Source organism: Streptomyces sp. NPDC049627 (genome assembly GCF_044465645.1).
Lineage (GTDB): Bacteria > Actinomycetota > Actinomycetes > Streptomycetales > Streptomycetaceae > Streptomyces.
On sequence record NZ_JBITLW010000005.1, the window covers coordinates 535,441 to 553,042 of the forward strand.

At 71.0% G+C, this 17,602-nt stretch carries 15 protein-coding genes; 10 read left to right on the forward strand and 5 right to left on the reverse strand.

All coding sequences use genetic code 11. The features are described from left to right. Positions 1-170 precede the first annotated feature (170 nt). Entirely contained in the window at positions 171-755 is a 585-nt protein-coding gene (locus ACIBU0_RS16890; protein WP_398818216.1) for a GNAT family N-acetyltransferase, read from the forward strand. 66 nt (positions 756-821) lie between these two features. Then, complete coding sequence (locus tag ACIBU0_RS16895; protein WP_398818219.1) at positions 822-2,300, forward strand: alpha/beta hydrolase; 1,479 nt, start codon at positions 822-824, stop codon at positions 2,298-2,300. Here ACIBU0_RS16895 and ACIBU0_RS16900 read toward each other — a convergent pair. Beyond that, entirely contained in the window at positions 2,288-3,424 is a 1,137-nt protein-coding gene (locus ACIBU0_RS16900) for an abortive phage infection protein (RefSeq protein WP_398818222.1), read from the reverse strand. The genes ACIBU0_RS16895 and ACIBU0_RS16900 overlap by 13 nt on opposite strands. A 129-nt stretch (positions 3,425-3,553) precedes the next feature. On the opposite strand from ACIBU0_RS16900, the gene bla reads away from it, so the two are divergent. The 3 genes from bla (at position 3,554) to ACIBU0_RS16915 (ending at position 6,229) form a co-directional block, all read left to right on the forward strand. Next, entirely contained in the window at positions 3,554-4,489 is a 936-nt protein-coding gene (gene bla / locus ACIBU0_RS16905) for a class A beta-lactamase (protein WP_398818315.1), read from the forward strand. Positions 4,490-4,772: 283 nt separating this feature from the next. Then, positions 4,773-5,294 carry a SigE family RNA polymerase sigma factor gene (locus ACIBU0_RS16910; RefSeq protein WP_398818225.1) on the forward strand — a complete coding sequence of 174 codons (522 nt, stop codon included), beginning with the start codon at positions 4,773-4,775 and terminating at the stop codon, positions 5,292-5,294. Then, positions 5,291-6,229 (forward strand): hypothetical protein, encoded by a 939-nt coding sequence (locus ACIBU0_RS16915; RefSeq protein ID WP_398818227.1) that lies wholly within the window; start codon positions 5,291-5,293, stop codon positions 6,227-6,229. The genes ACIBU0_RS16910 and ACIBU0_RS16915 overlap by 4 nt, the downstream gene beginning before the upstream one ends. 67 nt (positions 6,230-6,296) lie before the next feature. On the opposite strand, the gene ACIBU0_RS16920 is transcribed toward ACIBU0_RS16915, so the two are convergent. The 4 genes from ACIBU0_RS16920 to ACIBU0_RS16935 all read right to left on the reverse strand — a co-directional run bounded on the left by ACIBU0_RS16920 (position 6,297) and on the right by ACIBU0_RS16935 (position 10,743). Beyond that, a complete protein-coding gene (locus ACIBU0_RS16920) occupies positions 6,297-6,704 on the reverse strand; it encodes a helix-turn-helix transcriptional regulator (RefSeq protein WP_398818318.1) in 408 nt (135 codons plus the stop codon). Positions 6,705-6,918: 214 nt separating this feature from the next. Continuing rightward, positions 6,919-9,312, reverse strand: coding sequence for an ATP-binding cassette domain-containing protein (locus ACIBU0_RS16925; protein WP_398818230.1), 2,394 nt, complete (start codon positions 9,310-9,312; stop codon positions 6,919-6,921). Positions 9,313-9,318: 6 nt separating this feature from the next. Further along, entirely contained in the window at positions 9,319-9,729 is a 411-nt protein-coding gene (locus ACIBU0_RS16930) for a VOC family protein (protein WP_398818232.1), read from the reverse strand. A gap of 207 nt (positions 9,730-9,936) precedes the next feature. Then, positions 9,937-10,743: a FadR/GntR family transcriptional regulator gene (locus tag ACIBU0_RS16935; RefSeq protein WP_398818234.1), complete on the reverse strand. Its 807-nt coding sequence runs from the start codon at positions 10,741-10,743 to the stop codon at positions 9,937-9,939. A 223-nt stretch (positions 10,744-10,966) separates the two neighbouring features. Here ACIBU0_RS16935 and ACIBU0_RS16940 point away from each other — a divergent pair, with 223 nt between their 5' ends. Genes ACIBU0_RS16940 through ACIBU0_RS16960 form a run of 5 tightly spaced genes read left to right on the forward strand, consistent with a single transcriptional unit; the run spans position 10,967 to position 17,501 of the window. After that, entirely contained in the window at positions 10,967-12,595 is a 1,629-nt protein-coding gene (locus ACIBU0_RS16940; protein ID WP_398818237.1) for an ABC transporter substrate-binding protein, read from the forward strand. A 19-nt stretch (positions 12,596-12,614) separates the two neighbouring features. Then, entirely contained in the window at positions 12,615-13,574 is a 960-nt protein-coding gene (locus tag ACIBU0_RS16945) for an ABC transporter permease (protein ID WP_398818240.1), read from the forward strand. Next, on the forward strand, positions 13,571-15,550 hold the full coding sequence (locus tag ACIBU0_RS16950) for a dipeptide/oligopeptide/nickel ABC transporter permease/ATP-binding protein (RefSeq protein WP_398818242.1): 1,980 nt from the start codon (positions 13,571-13,573) through the stop codon (positions 15,548-15,550). Before ACIBU0_RS16945 ends, ACIBU0_RS16950 begins: the two co-directional genes overlap by 4 nt. Then, the gene (locus ACIBU0_RS16955) at positions 15,547-16,566 is read left to right on the forward strand and encodes an oligopeptide/dipeptide ABC transporter ATP-binding protein (protein ID WP_398818244.1); all 1,020 of its coding nucleotides are present in this window, start codon (positions 15,547-15,549) and stop codon (positions 16,564-16,566) included. The genes ACIBU0_RS16950 and ACIBU0_RS16955 overlap by 4 nt, the downstream gene beginning before the upstream one ends. Continuing rightward, the gene (locus ACIBU0_RS16960) at positions 16,566-17,501 is read left to right on the forward strand and encodes a dihydrodipicolinate synthase family protein (protein ID WP_398818247.1); all 936 of its coding nucleotides are present in this window, start codon (positions 16,566-16,568) and stop codon (positions 17,499-17,501) included. The genes ACIBU0_RS16955 and ACIBU0_RS16960 overlap by 1 nt, the downstream gene beginning before the upstream one ends. Positions 17,502-17,602 lie beyond the last annotated feature (101 nt).

Consider the following 17,602-nt stretch of genomic DNA (forward strand, 5'->3'; position numbering starts at 1 on the left):
ACCAAAAGAAGGCGCACTGGGAGCGCGTCGAGGCATAGCCATCTCACGGTCTTGAACCGCTGGATATGCGCTGCTCAAGATGGGCGGATCTCCACCTGAGCGCCTGAAACGGCGGGCAACGGGTGCTCACCCACATGAGTGACTCCAATCCATCCCATAGGGGGCAGTTGATGGCTGTGCCGGAGGAACGTTTCCCTGTTGTGGGCCGCCGCTCTGACCAGGCGCTCTTCGCCGAGGGCGGCGATCGGCCGCTGACGATGCGAGGGGTCACCGAGGCGGATCTGCCCGAACTCCTCCGCGTGGACAGGGAGGTCTTCCCCGACGATCCGTACCCGTACTTCGTGCTCCGCCAGCACCTCGACGTGCACGGCGACCGCATCCTCGTCCTCGACGACGGGGAGTGCCTGCACGGCTACGTCCTCTTCGTCACCACCTCGGACGGCTATGTGTGCTGGGTGCTGAGCCTGGCCGTCAGCGCCGACCAGCGGGGCCGGGGGCTGGGCAAGCGGCTGATGCTGGAGGTGCTGCGGCAGCTGCGCCGGGAGCGGGTGCACGAGGTGCGCCTGACCGTGGAACCGACGAACGCGGCGGCGATCATGCTGTACCGGTCCCTGGGGTTCGCCGCCGAGGGCGGGGTGCGCCGGGACTATCTGGGGCCCGGGGAGGACCGGCTCATCATGAGGTTGGGGCTGGGGCTCGGGGCGGGGGCCGAGACCGGAGCCGGGGCCGGCGCTGGGGGAAACCCCACCGGGTGAACCCCCCGGCAGATACGGGAGTTACCTGGATGTGACACCCCGTCAAGCTCGGCCAGGCTGCTGTGCATGAAGCAGATCACGAAGAGCGCCACCCTGATCGCCGCCGCCTCCGCCGTCGTCTTCGGGCTCGTCACCCCGCTCACCGCGTCCGCCACCGGTGCTCCCGCGTCGCTGAAGTGGACCAAGTGCGAGGGCGAGGGGCTCGATCCGCGGCAGCAGTGCGCCACCGTCTCCGTGCCGATGGACTACGCCGACCCCGGCGGCCGGAAGATCGACATCGCCGTCTCCCGCATCCCCAGCGAGAAACCGTCCGTCCGCCGGGGCGCGCTGCTGCTGATCGCCGGCGGGCCCGGGGGCGACAGCCTCCGCGACCCCTCGGGCAAGGGGCAGAAGCTGCCGCAGGAGGTCCGGGACGCCTACGACCTGATCGGGTTCGCGCCGCGCGGCAACGCGCCCTCCACGTCGGTCAGTTGCAAGGTCGAACCGGATGACCTCGTCCGGACGAAGCTGCGGCCCTGGCCCGCCCCGGACGGCTCCATCGCCGAGAACATGGCCTATGCGCGCAGGGTGTCGCGGGCCTGCGCGGACAACGGCGGCGAGCTGATGAAGCACATCAGCACCAAGAACAACGCCCGTGACATCGACCGCATCCGCGCCGCCCTCGGGGAACGCAAGCTGTCCGCCTGGGGCGTCTCCTACGGCACCTACGTCGGCGCCGCCTTCGCCGAACTCTTCCCGCACCGCACCGATCGCATCGTGCTGGACAGCAACGACAATCCCGACCCCGTGCGCGCCGAGCGCGCCTGGCTCCAGGTGTTCGAGGTGGGCGTCGAGGACAACTTCCCCGAGTTCGCCAAGTGGGCGTCCAGGCCCGGCGATCCGTACCGGCTCGCCGACACGGCCGCCGAGGTGCGCCCGCTCTTCCTCCGCCTCGCCGCCCGCCTGGACCGGGAGCCGATCCCCTGGCCCGGCGCCCCGGCCGAGCTGAACGGCAACATGCTGCGCCAGACCATGCTGGACAGCCTCTACGACACCGACAACTACCCGACCCTGGCCAAGCTGATCCTGGCGGCACAGAAGGGCACGGCGCCGCCCGCTCCGCCGAGCCCGCCCGAGGCGACGCTGCAGAACTACGCGGCAGTCGGCGCCGCCACCATCTGCAACGACGCCGCCTGGCCCACGTCGGCCGGTGTGTACCGGAAGGGCGTCGCCGAGAGCCGGGCGAAGTATCCGCTGACAGCGGGGATGCCGAGGAACGCGATGGTCTGCGCGGCTTGGCCGTGGCGGCCGAAGGAGGCACCGGTACGGGTGACGGACCACGGCCCGTCCGACATCCTGCTGGTCCAGAACGAACGGGACGTGGCGACCCCGCTGAGCGGCGCCCTGAAGCTGCGCAAGGCTTTGGGCGACCGGGCCGTCATGGTCACCGTCGACTCCACGGGCCACGGCTCCTATCTCAGGAACGGCAACGCGTGCGGTGACGAGACGGTCTCCCGGTTCCTGGCGACGGGAGAGCGCCCGCACAAGGACCTCTACTGCGACTGAGCACACCGGCAATACTGGCGGGCGAGCGCGTGGAAGGCCTCCTTCGGCTCCCAGCGCCAGCCCGAACGCGGGTCGTCGGGGCGGTCCTTGATCGCCTTGGTGATGCTGTAGCTCGCCAGGTCCAGGTCGTGGCGCGGCTTGTCCGGGCGGTGCGGGGCGTCGGGTGTGACGAACTCGAAGGCCATCGCGGCGTACAGGCCCATCGACTCGAAGACCTCCAGCAGATCGGTCAGGTAGGCGGCCTGTGTGCGCTCGCTGCGCACCAGGTCGCCCTTGATCTCCTCGGGGTTCTTGGTGTGGTCGACGACGTCCCAGCCCATGCCGCCCGCTTCGGGCGCGCCGACGTACGCGCACGTGCCGAACTCGGTGATGGCCAGGGGCTTGCCCCAGCGCTGGTACCGCCTCAACTCCCGTACGTAGGCGGCGGGTTCGCGATGGTACGAGTAGTAGTCGATGCCGACGACGTCGAAGAGGTTCCAGTCGACCGGCTCGAAGTCCTCCTCCTGGGTGGCGGCGTAGCTCAGCCGGCCGTGGAAGACATCGCGGCCGACGGCCGACGCCTTCGCGGTGAAGCGGGCCAGGCGGCGCTTCATCCTCACCATGTCGACCGTGCCCTTCTGGAGGTTGTCGAGGCGGTCCAGGACCGTCTCCCCCGGCACGATCCCCGGCACGAACAGCCAGAACTCGCAGCCCACGCTGAAGTCCACGCTCGCGCCCTGCCGGCGCAGCCGCTCCGCGAACCGGCCGCACTCGGCGATGCTCTCCAGGATGTCCCGCTCCGGAATGTCGCCGAGGGTCGGCTGGAGCCAGACGTGCAGCCCGCGTTCGGCTGCCTCGGCGGCCGTGGCGGTGAGGCGCTCGACGCCGTCGCCGGTGACGTCGAGGGTGTCGGCGTGCAGGACGTCGCGGATGACCCGGACGTCCTTGCGCATCCGGGCGGCGCTCCATGCGGTACCGGGTGTCTCACCGGCCCCGACGGTGTAGACGACGCCCCTGTGCTTCAGTCCCCGGCCGCGCGCCGCGGTCGCCGCGGCCCGCTCCGCGGGCAGCACCGCCCCCGCCAGCCCGACGGCCGCCGCGCCCGCAAGGAACTGTGATCGGCTGATCCCCTTGGTCTTCTCCATACGGCCACTGTGGCGAGCGCGCGCCCGCCGCGCCGTCCGCCGATGGTCTACGGCGCCGCGACCAAGGGATGAGAGGGTACGTCGGTCAGTGCAGAGATCGTCCACGCCGACCCAGCGAAGGAGAGCAAGATCTTAGGCTCCGCCCCGTCCTCCCTGTCCCGACGCACGTTCCTCACGGCCGGTACCGCCGCCACCGCGACGGCCCTGCTCGCCCGGTCCCCCGCGCATGCCGTCGGCTCCGGCAGGCGTACGACGACCCGGCTGCGCGAGCTGGAGCAGCGGCACGGCGCCCGCCTGGGCGTGTTCGCGCACAACCTCGCCACGCGGCAGACCGTGCGGCACCGCGCCGACGAACTCTTCCCGATCTGCTCGGTGTTCAAGACCCTGGCGGCCGCGGCCGTCCTGCGCGACCTCGACCGGCACGGCGAGTTCCTGGGCCGCCGTATCCACTACACGGAGGCCGATCTGCCGGCCGGCTCCGACCGGACCAGGGAGCACCTGGCCGAGGGAATGACGGTCGCCGAGCTCTGCGAGGTCGCCATCACCCACAGCGACAACGGCGCCGCCAACCTCCTCCTGCGCGAGCTCGGCGGCCCCACCGCCGTCACCCGGTTCGCGCGCTCCCTCGGCGACCCGGTGACCCGCCTCGACCGCTGGGAGACGGAGCTCAACTCGGCGGAGCCATGGCGGTCGACGGACACCACGAGCCCGCGCGCGATCGCCCGGACGTACGCCCGTCTGATCCTCGGCGACGCCCTGAACCGCCCCGACGGCCGCCTGCTCACACACTGGCTGCTGAACAACACGACCAGCGGCGAACGCTTCCGCGCGGGACTGCCCCCGACCTGGACGATCGCCGACAAGACCGGCTCGGGCGACTACGGCACCACCAACAACGTGGGCATCACCTGGACCCCCGACGGCACCCCCCTCGTCCTCGCCGTCCTGTCCACGAAGCCGGACCGGGACGCGCCGTGGGACGACGCCCTGGTGGCGAAGACAGCCGAGCTCCTCGCGCACACCCTGACCACCGAAGGGGCTGCCGTCAGCCTGTCCGGCGTTTGAGGACGAGCACACGCCCCCGCCACGTCTCGACGCCGGCCGCGTCATTCAGCCCGTCCGGCGTTTGAGGACGAGGCCCCTTCAGGGCCGAAGCGGGGGTCTGGGGGCGGCAGCCCCCCCAGGAGCCGGGGTCGAAGGGGCGGAGCCCCTGGAGGACGGGACGGGTAGGGGCGGCGGGGGCGAGCTCACCGTCCCAGGCCCAGCACCAGTGTCCGGACGGCACCCGAACAACCCGGGCAACCGAATCCGCCCCATCGGTGGTCTGGGGGGCGAGGGAGGGTGCTTGATGCAGGCCGAACAAGAGGACCGGTTCCAGGAGTTCGTCAGGGCGAGGTGGTCCCATCTGGTGCGGACCGCGTATCTGCTCACGGGCGATGCGCACCACGCCGAGGACCTGACGCAGACGGCGCTGGCGAAGGCGTACCGGTCGTGGCGGCGGGTGGCGCGTGCCGACAATCCGGAGGCGTACGTCCGCCGGATGCTGGTGAGCTGCAACAGCGACCGGTTCCGCAAGCGGCGGGTCGCCGAGGCGTTGACCGCCGCGCCGCCGGAGACCGCGGGCCGCGACGCGGGCTACGCGGGCGTGGACGAGCGCGGCCCGCTGCTCGGCGCTCTCGCCCAACTGCCGCCCAAGCAACGGGCGGTGGTGGTCATGCGCTACTGGGAGGACCTGTCCGAGGCGGAGGTCGCCGAGGTGCTCGGCTGCTCCGTCGGCACCGTCAAGAGCCAGGCGTCGAAGGGGCTGGCGAAGTTGCGTACGTGTCCGGGGCTCGCCCGGGTCGCGGAGGGGCAGGGAGGCAGCAGGTGAACGACGAGGAACAGCGGCGGCAAGAGCACGGCGAGCGGGACTTCGAGGAGCAGGTGCGGGAACTGCTCGCCGAGGACGCGTACGCGATCCGGCCGTCGCCGGCGCCGTATCCGCAGATCCGGCACCGGGGCATGGTCGAGCGGCGGCGCCGCGTGGCGGCGGCCGGGGCGGCGCTGGTGACCCTGGCGGCGATGCCGGTCGGGGCGTACGCGCTGGGCGGCGCGGGGAAGGGCGGGGAGACGGCGACGAGCCCGACGCCCTCGGTGAGCGCCACGCACGCCGCGTCGCCGACGCCCTCCCCGGCCCCGAGCGGTCCCGCGCGGCCGGCCACGGCACGGCAGCTGCTCGACGGGATCACCTTCGAGCAGGCGGCGGACGGCCTGGCGGACTGCCTGGACTTCGACCGGTCGGGAGCCCCGGCGGGGGCCGCGGATCCGGGCACGCCGGACGACTACCGGATCCTCCTGGCGATGCGCAGCACCGGGGACTCCAACGCGCCCGACGACGGCATGTTCGTCGTCGCGGTACGGGAGAAGCCGGCGGACCGGACCAGTCTGATCTGCCGCATCGCGAACGGCAGGACCCAGGGCGTCTCCGGTTTCCCCGACGACTCCGGCGTCCTCCCGGACGAGGGCCCGGTGCTCGTCAACCCCAACGTCGGCAAGCTCTACCAGCAGTCGGTCATCGACCGCGGCAACTGGAAACTGCCGTTCCGCTGGGGGGTGATCGGCACGGTCGAACCGTCGGTGGCCGAGGTGAAGGTCTCCTACGGCGACTCCAGCAGCGAGGCCGCCCTCGACCACGGCTTCTTCGTGGCATCCGGCGTACTGAACCAGCAGGTCACGGTGGCCCCGCACATCAAGGGCTACGACGCCGACGGCAAGTTGGTCTACGACTCCGACGACGACAAGTACTACCAGCAGCCCCTTCCGTAGCACCGACGAGAGCACCGACCGCACCGACGGGTCCGGGGGCGCCGCGCAGGGGACGGCGCCCCCGGACTCACGATGCCCGCGGCTCGCCGACCGGCGCCTGCGGGCCGACCGGCGCCGGGCGGTTCCTCAGCGGCCTGGTCACCTGCTTCGACAGGCACGACGGAATCCCCGCCGCGGCGTCCGCCGCCTCCGTCGTCTGACGCCGGTACGCGCTCGGCGACATGCCGACCAGCTCCGTGAAGCGCGTGCTGAAGGTGCCCAGCGACGAGCAGCCGACCTCGAAGCACACCTCGGTGACGCTGAGGTCGCCCCGGCGCAGCAGCGCCATCGCGCGCTCGATGCGCCGCGTCATCAGGTAGCCGTACGGAGACTCGCCGTAGGCGGCCTTGAACTCGCGGCTGAGGTGCCCCGCCGACATGTGCACCCCGCGTGCGAGCGCCTCCACGTCCAGTGGCTGGGCGTACTCCCGGTCCATCCGGTCGCGGACGCGGCGCAGCGCCGCGAGGGTCCGCAGCCGCTGCTCCTCGGACGTCGAGTGGTGGGATCGCACACCCGCATCATCGCGAACCCCCTGCCGGCCCGTCCACTCCCCCGACCGTCCCCCTGCCTGTCCCGGTGCCCGCTCCCTCAGCTGCCGGGAGCGGGACGCGAGGAAGGACATGACAGGTCCCGTGGTGAGACACATGGGGTCAGCCGCCGACGTAGGCCGCGAGGTGCTCGCCGGTGAGGGTCGAGCGCTCGGCGACGAGGTCGGCGGGGGTGCCCTCGAAGACGATCCGGCCGCCGTCGTGGCCGGCGCCGGGGCCGAGGTCGATGATCCAGTCGGCGTGGGCCATGACCGCCTGGTGGTGCTCGATCACGATGACCGACTTGCCGGAGTCCACGAGCCGGTCGAGCAGGCCGAGCAGCTGCTCGACATCGGCGAGGTGGAGGCCGGTGGTCGGCTCGTCGAGGACGTACACCCCGCCCTTGTCCCCCATGTGCGTGGCCAGCTTCAGCCGCTGCCGCTCGCCACCGGACAGGGTGGTGAGGGGCTGGCCGAGGGTGAGGTAGCCGAGGCCGACGTCCGCCATCCGTTCGAGGATCCTGTGGGCGGCCGGGGTGCGCGCCTCACCGGCCCGGAAGAACTCCTCGGCCTCGGTCACCGACATCGCGAGCACCTCGCTGATGTCCCGGCCGCCGAGGCGGTACTCCAGCACGGACGCCTGGAACCGCTTGCCCTCGCAGTCCTCGCAGGGGGTGTCGACGCCGGCCATCATCCCCAGGTCGACGTAGATGACCCCGGCGCCGTTGCAGGTGGGGCAGGCGCCCTCGGAGTTGGCGCTGAACAGGGCCGGCTTCACGCCGTTGACCTTGGCGAAGGCCTTGCGGATCGGGTCGGCCAGTCCGGTGTACGTCGCCGGGTTGCTGCGGCGCGAGCCGCGGATCGGCGTCTGGTCCACGGACACCACGCCCTCCGGGGCCGGTATGGAGCCGTGGATCAGGGAGCTCTTGCCGGAGCCGGCGACACCGGTGACCACACACAGCACGCCGAGCGGGATGTCGACGTCGACGTTCTGGAGGTTGTTCGTGGTCGCGCCGCGGATCTCCAGCGTGCCGGTGGGCTTGCGCACGGTCTCCCGGAGCGTGGCGCGGTCGTCGAGGTGGCGGCCGGTGACGGTGTCGCTCGCCCGCAGCCCCTCGACGGTGCCCTCGAAGCAGACGGTGCCGCCCGCCGTGCCGGCGCCCGGGCCGAGGTCCACGACGTGGTCGGCGATGGCGATCGTCTCCGGCTTGTGCTCCACCACGAGCACCGTGTTGCCCTTGTCCCGCAGCCGCAGCAGGAGGTCGTTCATCCGCTGGATGTCGTGCGGGTGCAGGCCGATGGTGGGCTCGTCGAAGACGTATGTGACGTCGGTGAGCGAGGAACCGAGGTGGCGGATCATCTTGACGCGCTGGGCCTCACCGCCGGACAGGGTGCCGGCCGGGCGGTCGAGCGAGAGATACCCGAGGCCGATCTCCGTGAACGAGTCGAGGGTGTGCTGGAGCGCGGTGAGCAGCGGCGCGACGGAGGGTTCCGCGATCCCGCGGACCCACTCGGCGAGATCACGGATCTCCATCCGGCAGGCATCGGCGATGCTGGCCCCCTTGATCTTCGACGACCGGGCCCCTTCGCTCAGCCGGGTGCCGTCGCACTCGGGACAGGTCGTGAAGGTGACCGCACGCTCCACGAACGCCCGGATGTGGGGCTGCATCGATTCCTTGTCCTTGGACAGGAACGACTTCTGGATCTTCGGGATCAAGCCCTCGTAGGTGAGGTTGATGCCATTGACCTTGATCTTGGTCGGCTCCCCGTAGAGGAAGGCCTGCATCTCCTTCTTGGTGTACTCGCGGATCGGCTTGTCGGGGTCGACGAAGCCGGACTGGGCGTAGAGCTGCACGGTCCACTGGCTGTCCGACTTCCAGCCGGGGATGGTGAACGCTCCGTCGGACAGCGACTTGGAGTCGTCGTAGAGCTGGGTGAGGTCGATGTCGGAGACCGAGCCACGTCCCTCGCAGCGGTTGCACATACCGCCGGTGCGCTCGTACGTCGCCTTCTGCGCCTTGGTCTTCGCCCCGCGCTCGACGGTGATCGCGCCGCTCGCCCGGACCGAGGCGGTGTTGAAGGAGTACGCGCTGGGCGGGCCGATGTGGGGCGTGCCGAGCCGGCTGAAGAGGATGCGCAGCATCGCGTTGGCGTCGGTGGCGGTACCGACGGTTGAGCGGGGGTCGCCGCCCATGCGCTGCTGGTCGACGGTGATCGCGGTGGTGAGGCCGTCGAGGACGTCGACCTCGGGGCGGGCCACGTTCGGCATGAAGCCCTGCAGGAAGGCGCTGTAGGTCTCGTTGATCAGGCGCTGCGACTCCGCGGCGATCGTGTCGAACACCAGGGAGCTCTTGCCCGAGCCGGAGACGCCCGTGAAGACCGTCAGACGGCGTTTGGGTATCTCGATGCTGACGTCCTTGAGGTTGTTCTCGCGTGCGCCGTGCACACGGATCAGCTCATGGCTGTCGGCGGCGTGCGGGGCGGGTGACTGCGCGTCCGTACTCGTGGCCCTGGTCATCACGGCTCAGCTCCGCTCCTGGATACGGATCAGGTTGCCCGCGGGGTCGCGGAAGGCGCAGTCGCGGATGCCGTACGGCTGGTCGGTGGGCTCCTGGACGACCTCGGCGCCGCTCGCCTGCACCTTCTCGAAGGTGTCGTCGACGTTCGGGGTGGCCAGCAGGATCCAGCCGTAGGTGCCCTTGGCCATCATCTCGAGGATGGTGCGGCGCTCGTCCTCGGTGACGCCGGGGTCGGCGGCCGGGGGTGCCAGGAGGATGGACGTGTCGGGGCGGCCGGGCGGGCCGACCGTGATCCAGCGCATCTTGCCCTGGCCGACGTCGGTACGGACCTCGAAGCCGAGGGCGTCGCGGTAGAAGGCGAGCGACTCGTCCGGGTCGTCGTGCGGAAGAAAGCTGGCGTGAATCGAGATGTCCATGCCGGTCACGCTAGCCGTGGGCCGGGGGCGGCGCTTCTCGATTCCTGACCGGCTTTGCCTCGCCCCCGCCGCCCCTACCCATTCCCATCCTCCAGGGGCTCCGCCCCTTCGACCCCGCCAGGGGGCTCCGCCCCCTGGACCCCCGCTCCTCAAACGCCGGAGGGGCTGGATTTTTCAGCCCGTCCGGCGTTTGAGGACGAGGCCCCTTCAGGGCCGAAGCGGGGGTCTGGGGGCGGCAGCCCCCAGTGGGGTCGAAGGGGCAGCGCCCCTGGGGACGGGACGGGTAGGGGCGGCGGGGGCGAGACCTGCGATGCCGCGGAAGTGGACCGTCATCGCCCGCTGCGCCCCCTCCACGTCCCGCCCGCGCAACGCGGTCACGATGTCCCGGTGCCGCCGGGCCGTGAGGTCGGGAGAGGGATCGTCGGGGCGGCCCCGGGCGCCGGACACACGCCGGAAGACCGTCCAGAACGCGGCGAGGAGCTGTGGCACGAGGTCGTTGCCGAGGCAGGCGTAGAGCAGTTCGTGGAACTCGCGGTCCAGGTCGGGGAAGGGGCGGCCGGCCCGTCCCGCCGCCTCCATCCGGGCCACCACCGCGTCCAGCCGGTCCAGCTCCGCCTCGGTGACCGTCTGCGCCACCCGTCGGATCAGCCCCTCCTCCAGCACCTCCCGCACCTGAAGGATCTCGGCGAGGGCCGCCGGGTCGTCGTGGTCGTGCCGGGCGAGCGTACGGAAGGTCAGCCCGTCGATCAGCGGGGTGAGCGAGGCCTGGCCGACGTACGTCCCGTAGCCGTGCCGGATCTCCACGATGTCCAGTGCCTGGAGCGCCTTGAGCGCCTCCCGGACGGAGTTGCGGCTGACGCCGAGGTCCTCCATGAGCTCGGCCTCGGTGGGCAGAAGGGTGCCGGCCTGGAGCCTGCGGTCGATGATCAGCTGCATGACCTGGCGCTGGATCCGGCTGTTCGTGGACTCCTCGGACGTACGGGAAGTACGGCTGTTCCTGGGCTGCCCGGGCATGCGGCGCATCGTACGCGCAGCCGGAGGTCCCACGTCCCATGTCCGCCCGAGACGGCCCTGACGGGGGGTCAACTCGCGCCATTTCACAGCGCCATTGGTCCGACCTGTGGCAGATGCGCCATTCGTGTGAGATCCCTTGACCGCCCCCATCCCCCCACCTATGGTCGCGCTGACCGTCAGGACGTAGGACGTCGTATCTCCTCACCCACCAGCTGGAGGAACCGTGCGCGACGTGACCCACGACGTGCCGGCAGTGCACCGCCGGTCGTTCCTGAAGTACACCGGCGCGCTGGGCGCGGCCGCCGCCGTCTCCGCGTCGCTGTCGGCCTGTTCGTCGGGGCCGGAGTCCACGAACGAGACCGGCGGGGGCGGTGGCCGGAACCGGACACTCACCGCGGTGATCGGCTACGGCAACGACGGCAGCTGGGACCCCACCCAGACGGCGTCCGCCTTCTGCATGGCCGCCAACAACCACATCTACGAGGGGCTGCTGGACACCGACCCGATCTCCCGCGAGCCGTATGCCGCGCTCGCCACCCAGGTGCCGGCGGACCCGAACAGCACGTCCTGGAAGTTCACCCTGCGGGCAGGGGCCACGTTCCATGACGGAAAGCCCGTCACCGCCGACGACGTCGTCTTCGTCTTCGACCGGATCCTCGACCCGAAGACCCAGACCCTCGCCAAGGGCTTCTTCGCGAGCTGGCTGAAGGAAGTCCGCAAGATCGACGCGCAGAACGTCGAGCTGGTGCTCAAGTTCCCCTTCCCGGACGGGATTTCGCGCCTCACCCTCGCCAAGATCATGCCGAAGCACGTCTTCTCCCGGTCCGGCGCCTGGGAGGACGCCATCAAGGGCAAGGCGATCGGCTCGGGGCCGTACCGGCAGACCGCGCACCACCCGAAGTCCAACACCACCTTCGAGGCGTATCCCGACTACAACGGCCCGCGCAAGCCCGCCTTCAAGAAGATGAACTGGCTGACGATCGTGGACGCGGCGCCGCGCGTCGCCCGGATCTCGGGCGCGAGCGCCGGTGCGCAGATCGCCGACAACATCCCGTACGCCAACATCAAGCAGCTGGAGAGCGGCGGGCTCACGGTCGCGGGCGGCGCCGGGATGAACAACCTGTTCCTGATGTTCAACACCCGGCACAAGCCCTTCGACGACGTCCGCGTCCGCCAGGCGCTGCACTACGCCATCGACACCGAGAAGATGGTCGAGGTGGCGCTGAAGGGGCACGGCAAGCCGTCGTCGTCCTTCCTCAACGAGTCCAACCCCAGCTACCGGCGCGCCAAGACCGTCTACGACTACGACCCCGACAAGGCGAAGGCGCTGCTGAAGGAGGCCGGAGTCAGCGGGCTGAAGATCGAGATCCTCGCCGTCAACGTGAGCTGGATCGTGGACTGTCTGCCGACCGTCAAGGCGTCCTGGGACGCGATCGGCGTCAAGACCACCCTCTCCCCTCAGGAGACCACGGCCGTCTTCACCAAGATGGACCAGAAGCAGGACTACCAGGTCGTCGCCGCCGCCTCGAACCCCAACCAGTTCGGCCTCGACGCCGACCTGATCATGCATTACAACTACGGCCCCGAGAACCTGTGGATGCAGTACACGCGGTGGGCCGACAACCCCGTGGCGAAGGCGCTCTTCAAGGACATGGACCGGGCGACCCAGGAGCCCGACCCCGACAAGAAGAAGACGATGATCCAGGACTACATCGACGTCGTCGCCGAACAGGCCGTGCTCTACCCGGTCGTCCACAACGAGCTGATGACGGCCTGGAACCCGCATCAGCTCACCGGCATAAGGGCACAGCCGTACCCCGGCATCAACCTCCTCCAGGCCAAGTGGGCCTAGCCACGACAGGAGCCCGGCCGTGATCACCGTCGTCAGGATCCTGGCCCGGCGCGTCGCGCTGCTCGTGCCGCTGATGCTCGGCATCGTGCTGTTCGTGTTCCTGGTCATGCGGTTCTCGGACGTCGACCCGGCATCCGCGTTCTTCCAGGGCGCCAACCCGACACCCCAGCAGCTGCACGACTTCCGCGAGGAGAACGGCCTGCTGGACCCCCTCCCGGTCCGTTACGTCGCTTTCATCGGCGACCTGCTCCACGGCGACATGGGCACCAGTGCCCTCACCAGGGCGCCGGTCGTCGACCAGGTCATGACCGCGCTGCCGCTCACCCTCCAGCTCACCTTCCTGGGCCTCGGCATCGCGGTCGTACTGTCGCTGCTGGGCGGAGTGACGGCCGCCATCTACCGCGACCGCCTGCCCGACCAGATCATCCGCGTCGTGTCGCTGACCGGTGTCGCGGCGCCCGGCTTCTGGCTGGCGCTGCTGATGATCCAGTACCTCGCGGTCGACCTCGGCTGGTTCCCGACCGGCGGCTACATCAACCCGGCGGACTCCTTCACCGGTTGGCTGAAGACCATGACCCTCCCCGCCTTCGCGCTGTCCCTGCCGGTGGCGGCGCAGCTGACGCGGATCGTGCGGACGGCGGTGGTGGAGGAGCTGGACAAGGACTACGTCCGCACGGCCGTCGGCAGCGGGCTGCCGCCGCGGGTGGTCGTCGGGCGCAACGTGCTCCGCAACGCGCTCATCAACCCGCTGACCGTCCTCGGCCTGCGCGTCGGCTACCTCCTCGGCGGCGCGGTCGTCATCGAGACGATCTTCTCCCTCCCGGGGATGGGGAAGCTGATGATCGACGCCGTGAAGAACGGTGACCCGGCCGTGGTCCAGGGCGTCGTCCTGACGACGGCCACCGGGTTCGTCGTCGTCAACCTCGTCATCGACATCCTGTATCTGCTGGTCAACCCGCGCCTGCGGGAGGCGACGTGACGTTCAACCGCAAGCGCCTCGCCGAGGCGCTGTCCCGGCCCGGCCTGCGGCTGCGCGGCTGGCGCAGGCTGCCGCCGCTGTCGAAGGTGGCGGTCTGCTTCCTGGCCGTGGTGGTCCTGATGGCAGTACTCGCCCCGGTCCTCGCCCCGCACGACCCACTCGACCAGCAGCCCCCCGTCGACGGCACCGGACACCCCTCCGCCGACCACTGGATGGGCCAGGACAGCCTCGGCCGGGACATCCTCAGCCGGCTGATGTACGGCGCCCGCTGGTCGCTGGCCATCGGGCTCGGCGCGACCGGGCTCGCGCTCGTCGTCGGCGCCCTGATCGGCGCGATCGCGGCGACCTCCCGCAAGGCGGTCGACGAGACGCTGATGCGCTGCCTGGACGTGGTGATGGCGTTCCCGGGCATCGCGCTGGCCGCCGTGCTGGTGGCCGTGTTCGGCGGCGGGATCACCGTCCTGATCTGCGCGATCGCCTTCCTCTTCACACCGCCGGTGGCGAGGGTCGTCCGGGCGAACGTCCTGGACCAGTACGGCGAGGACTACGTCACGGCGGAACGGGTGATCGGGGCGCGGACGCCCCACATCGTGCTGCGGCACGTGGCGATCAACTGCGCCGCTCCGGTCCTGGTGTTCTGCACGGTCCAGGTGGCGGAGGCGATCGTCTTCGAGGCGTCGCTGTCCTTCATCGGCGCGGGCGTCCGGCCGCCCGACCCGTCCTGGGGCAGTGTCATCGCGGACGGCAAGAACATGGTGCTGACCGGCGGCTGGTGGGCGACCGTCTTCCCCGGCCTGCTGATGCTGGTGACGGTGCTCTCGCTCAACATCCTCTCCGAGGGCGTCTCGGACGCGTGGGCGGCACCCTCGGCACGCGAGGTCGACGTACGGGACGACGACGACCGGCTGGAGGCGCCGGAGCCGGGCAGCGGCGAGGTGCTGCGGCTGCCGGGGCTGACGGAGGCGGCGGCGCGGCTGCGGTCACGGGCGCGGCCGTTGCCCCAGGGAGGGCAACCCGTCCTCGCCGTCGAGAACCTGGCGATCGGGTTCGAGGGCCGGCATGCCGGCGTGGACATCGTCGACGGCATCAGCTTCGAGGTGCAGTCCGGCGAGGTGCTGGGCCTGGTCGGCGAGTCGGGCTGCGGGAAGTCGCTCACCGCCCTCGCGGTGATGGGGCTGGAGCCGAAGGGCGCCCGGGTGCGCGGCCATGTCCGCTTCAACCAACGGCAGTTGGTGGGTGAGCCGATGCGCGTACGGCGACGGCTGCTGGGCCACGAGATGGCGATGATCTACCAGGACGCCCTGTCGTCCCTGAACCCGGCGATGACGATCCGCGCCCAGCTGAAGCAGGTCGTACGCCGCGGAGGCCGCCGTACCCCCCACGAACTGCTGACCATGGTGGGCCTGGACCCCGAACGCACCCTGCGCAGCTACCCGCACGAACTCTCCGGCGGCCAGCGCCAGCGCGTGCTGATCGCCATGGCCCTGTCCCGCGACCCGAAGCTGATCGTCGCCGACGAGCCGACGACCGCGCTGGACGTCACCGTGCAGGCGCAGATCATAGAGCTGCTGCTGAGGCTGCGGGAGGAGCTCGGCTTCGCCCTGATCCTGGTCTCGCACGACCTGGCGCTGGTCGCGGACGTCACCGACCGGGTGGTCGTGATGTACGGCGGGCAGATCGTGGAGACGGGCGTGACCGCGGACCTGGTGGAGGCGCCGGCGCACCACTACACCCGCGGCCTGCTCGGCAGCGTGCTCTCGCTGGAGTCGGCCCAGGAGCGGATGACGCAGATCAGGGGCGTCGTCCCCTCCCCCGCGGACTTCCCGGCGGGCTGCCGCTTCACGGACCGGTGTCCGATGGCGAGCGGGATCTGCCGGACGACCGCACCGGATCTGCTGGGGACGCGGACGCACACGGCGGCATGCCATCACCCGGCGGTCGACCTGGTGACGGCGGAGAGCGAGGTCATGCCGTGAACGCGCTGGTGGAGCTGTCCGACGCGCATGTCGTGCACAAGGCGCGCAGCGGCGGCCTGTTCACGCGGGACAAGGTGTACGCCCTGACCGGCGCCGATCTGGTCATCGCGCCCGGCGAGACGGTGGGCGTGGTCGGTGAGTCGGGGTGCGGGAAGTCGACGCTGGCGAAGGTGCTGGTGGGGGTGCAGCGGCCGACGTCGGGGACGGTGGCCTTCCGGGGGCGCGACCTGTGGGCGATGTCCCCGGCCGAGCGCAGGACGGCGGTCGGCGCCGGCACCGGGATGATCTTCCAGGATCCCTCGACGGCACTGAACCGGCGACTGCCGGTCCGCCAGATCCTGCGGGACCCGCTGGACGTGCACGACCGGGGGACCAGGCAGGAGAGGGAGGAACGAGTCCGGGAGCTGATGTCCCTGGTCGGCCTCCCCCGCGCCCTCGCCGACGCCCTGCCCGGACAGCTGTCGGGCGGCCAGCGCCAACGCGTCGCGATCGCCCGGGCGTTGGCGCTGGGCCCCGATCTGGTGGTGGCGGACGAGCCGACGAGCGCGCTGGACGTGTCGGTACGCGCCCAGATCCTGAACCTGTTGCTGGACCTGAAGGAGAGACTGGGTCTGGCGCTGCTCTTCGTCTCCCATGACATCCAGACGGTACGGCGGATGAGTGACCGCGTGATCACGATGTACCTGGGCCGGATCGTCGAGGAGTCCCCGGCGGCCGAGGTCACGGACGCCTCCCGGCACCCGTACACCCGCGCCCTGTTCTCCGCGACGCCCGGCCTGCTGGACCCGATCGAGCCGATCCCGCTGGTCGGCCCGGTCCCGTCGGCGACGCGTCCGCCGAGCGGCTGCCCGTTCCGGACGCGGTGCTGGAAGGCGGACGGGGTGTGCGCGGACGTGATGCCGGACTTCTCGGCCGCGTCGCGCCCGGAGCATCGTTACAGGTGTCACCATCCAGTGGAGGAGGGCGAGGCCACCCGCGACCTCGTACGACAGAGCCACGATCCCAAGGAGCCTTGATGCCGTTCCCCACCCCGCTCACCGGTGTCGTCCCGCCCGTCTGCACGCCGCTGACACCGGACCGCGAGGTGGACGTCCCGTCCCTGCTCAGGCTGGTCGACCACCTGATCGAGGGCGGGGTGCGCGGTCTGTTCGTGCTCGGCTCGACGTCGGAGGCGGCGTATCTGACGGACCGGCAGCGCAGGCTGGTGGTGGAGGCGGTGGCGGGGCACGTGGGAGGCCGGCTCCCCGTCCTGGCGGGCGTGATCGACATGTCGACACCGCGGGTGCTGGACCATGTGCGGGAGGTCACGGCGGCGGGCGCGGACGCGGTGGTGGCGACGGCTCCCTTCTACGCCCGGACCCATCCGGCCGAGATCGCCCGCCACTACCGCCTGATCGCGTCCGCCTGCCCGGTCCCGGTGGTGGCCTACGACCTCCCGTCCGCCGTCCACACCAAGCTCCCCGCCGACCTGGTCCTCGACCTCGCCGCCGAGGGCGTCCTGGCGGGCCTGAAGGACTCCAGCGGCGACCTGGCCGGTTTCCGTGAGGTCGTGGTCGGCGCCCGGAACCGTCCCGACGTCCGGGGCTTCAGCGTCCTGACGGGCTCGGAGCTCTTCGTCGACGCGGCGCTCGCGGCCGGCGCCGACGGGGCCGTGCCGGGGCTCGCCAACGTCGATCCGCACGGGTACGTCCGCCTCGACCGCCTCTGCCGGGCCGGCGACTGGCAGGCGGCCCGGGCCGAACAGGAACGCCTGTGCGCTCTCTTCGGCATGGTGACCGTCGGGGATCCCGGGCGGATGGGGGGTGGGTCGTCGGCGCTGGGCGCCTTCAAGGCGGCGCTGCATCTGCGGGGGGTCATCGCTTGTCCGGCGACTGCGGAGCCTCAGGTGCCGTTGTCGGCGGGGGAGGTGGAACGGGTGGGGAAGTTCCTGGCCGGAGCGGGGTTGCTGTAAGCGGAATTCGCCCCCGCCGCCCCTACCCGTCCCATCCCCCAGGGGCTCCGCCCCTTCGACCCCGCCAGGGGGCTCCGCCCCCTGGACCCCCGCTCCTCAAA

What these genes read in the sequence shown, in the direction of transcription:
- ACIBU0_RS16890 (WP_398818216.1), top strand. Translation starts at nt 171, where the DNA reads ATGGCTGTGCCGGAGGAACGTTTCCCTGTTGTGGGCCGCCGCTCTGAC.
- ACIBU0_RS16895 (WP_398818219.1), top strand. Translation starts at nt 822, where the DNA reads ATGAAGCAGATCACGAAGAGCGCCACCCTGATCGCCGCCGCCTCCGCC.
- ACIBU0_RS16900 (WP_398818222.1), bottom strand. Translation starts at nt 3,424, where the DNA reads ATGGAGAAGACCAAGGGGATCAGCCGATCACAGTTCCTTGCGGGCGCG.
- ACIBU0_RS16910 (WP_398818225.1), top strand. Translation starts at nt 4,773, where the DNA reads ATGCAGGCCGAACAAGAGGACCGGTTCCAGGAGTTCGTCAGGGCGAGG.
- ACIBU0_RS16920 (WP_398818318.1), bottom strand. Translation starts at nt 6,704, where the DNA reads ATGGACCGGGAGTACGCCCAGCCACTGGACGTGGAGGCGCTCGCACGC.
- ACIBU0_RS16925 (WP_398818230.1), bottom strand. Translation starts at nt 9,312, where the DNA reads ATGACCAGGGCCACGAGTACGGACGCGCAGTCACCCGCCCCGCACGCC.
- ACIBU0_RS16930 (WP_398818232.1), bottom strand. Translation starts at nt 9,729, where the DNA reads ATGGACATCTCGATTCACGCCAGCTTTCTTCCGCACGACGACCCGGAC.
- ACIBU0_RS16935 (WP_398818234.1), bottom strand. Translation starts at nt 10,743, where the DNA reads ATGCCCGGGCAGCCCAGGAACAGCCGTACTTCCCGTACGTCCGAGGAG.
- ACIBU0_RS16960 (WP_398818247.1), top strand. Translation starts at nt 16,566, where the DNA reads ATGCCGTTCCCCACCCCGCTCACCGGTGTCGTCCCGCCCGTCTGCACG.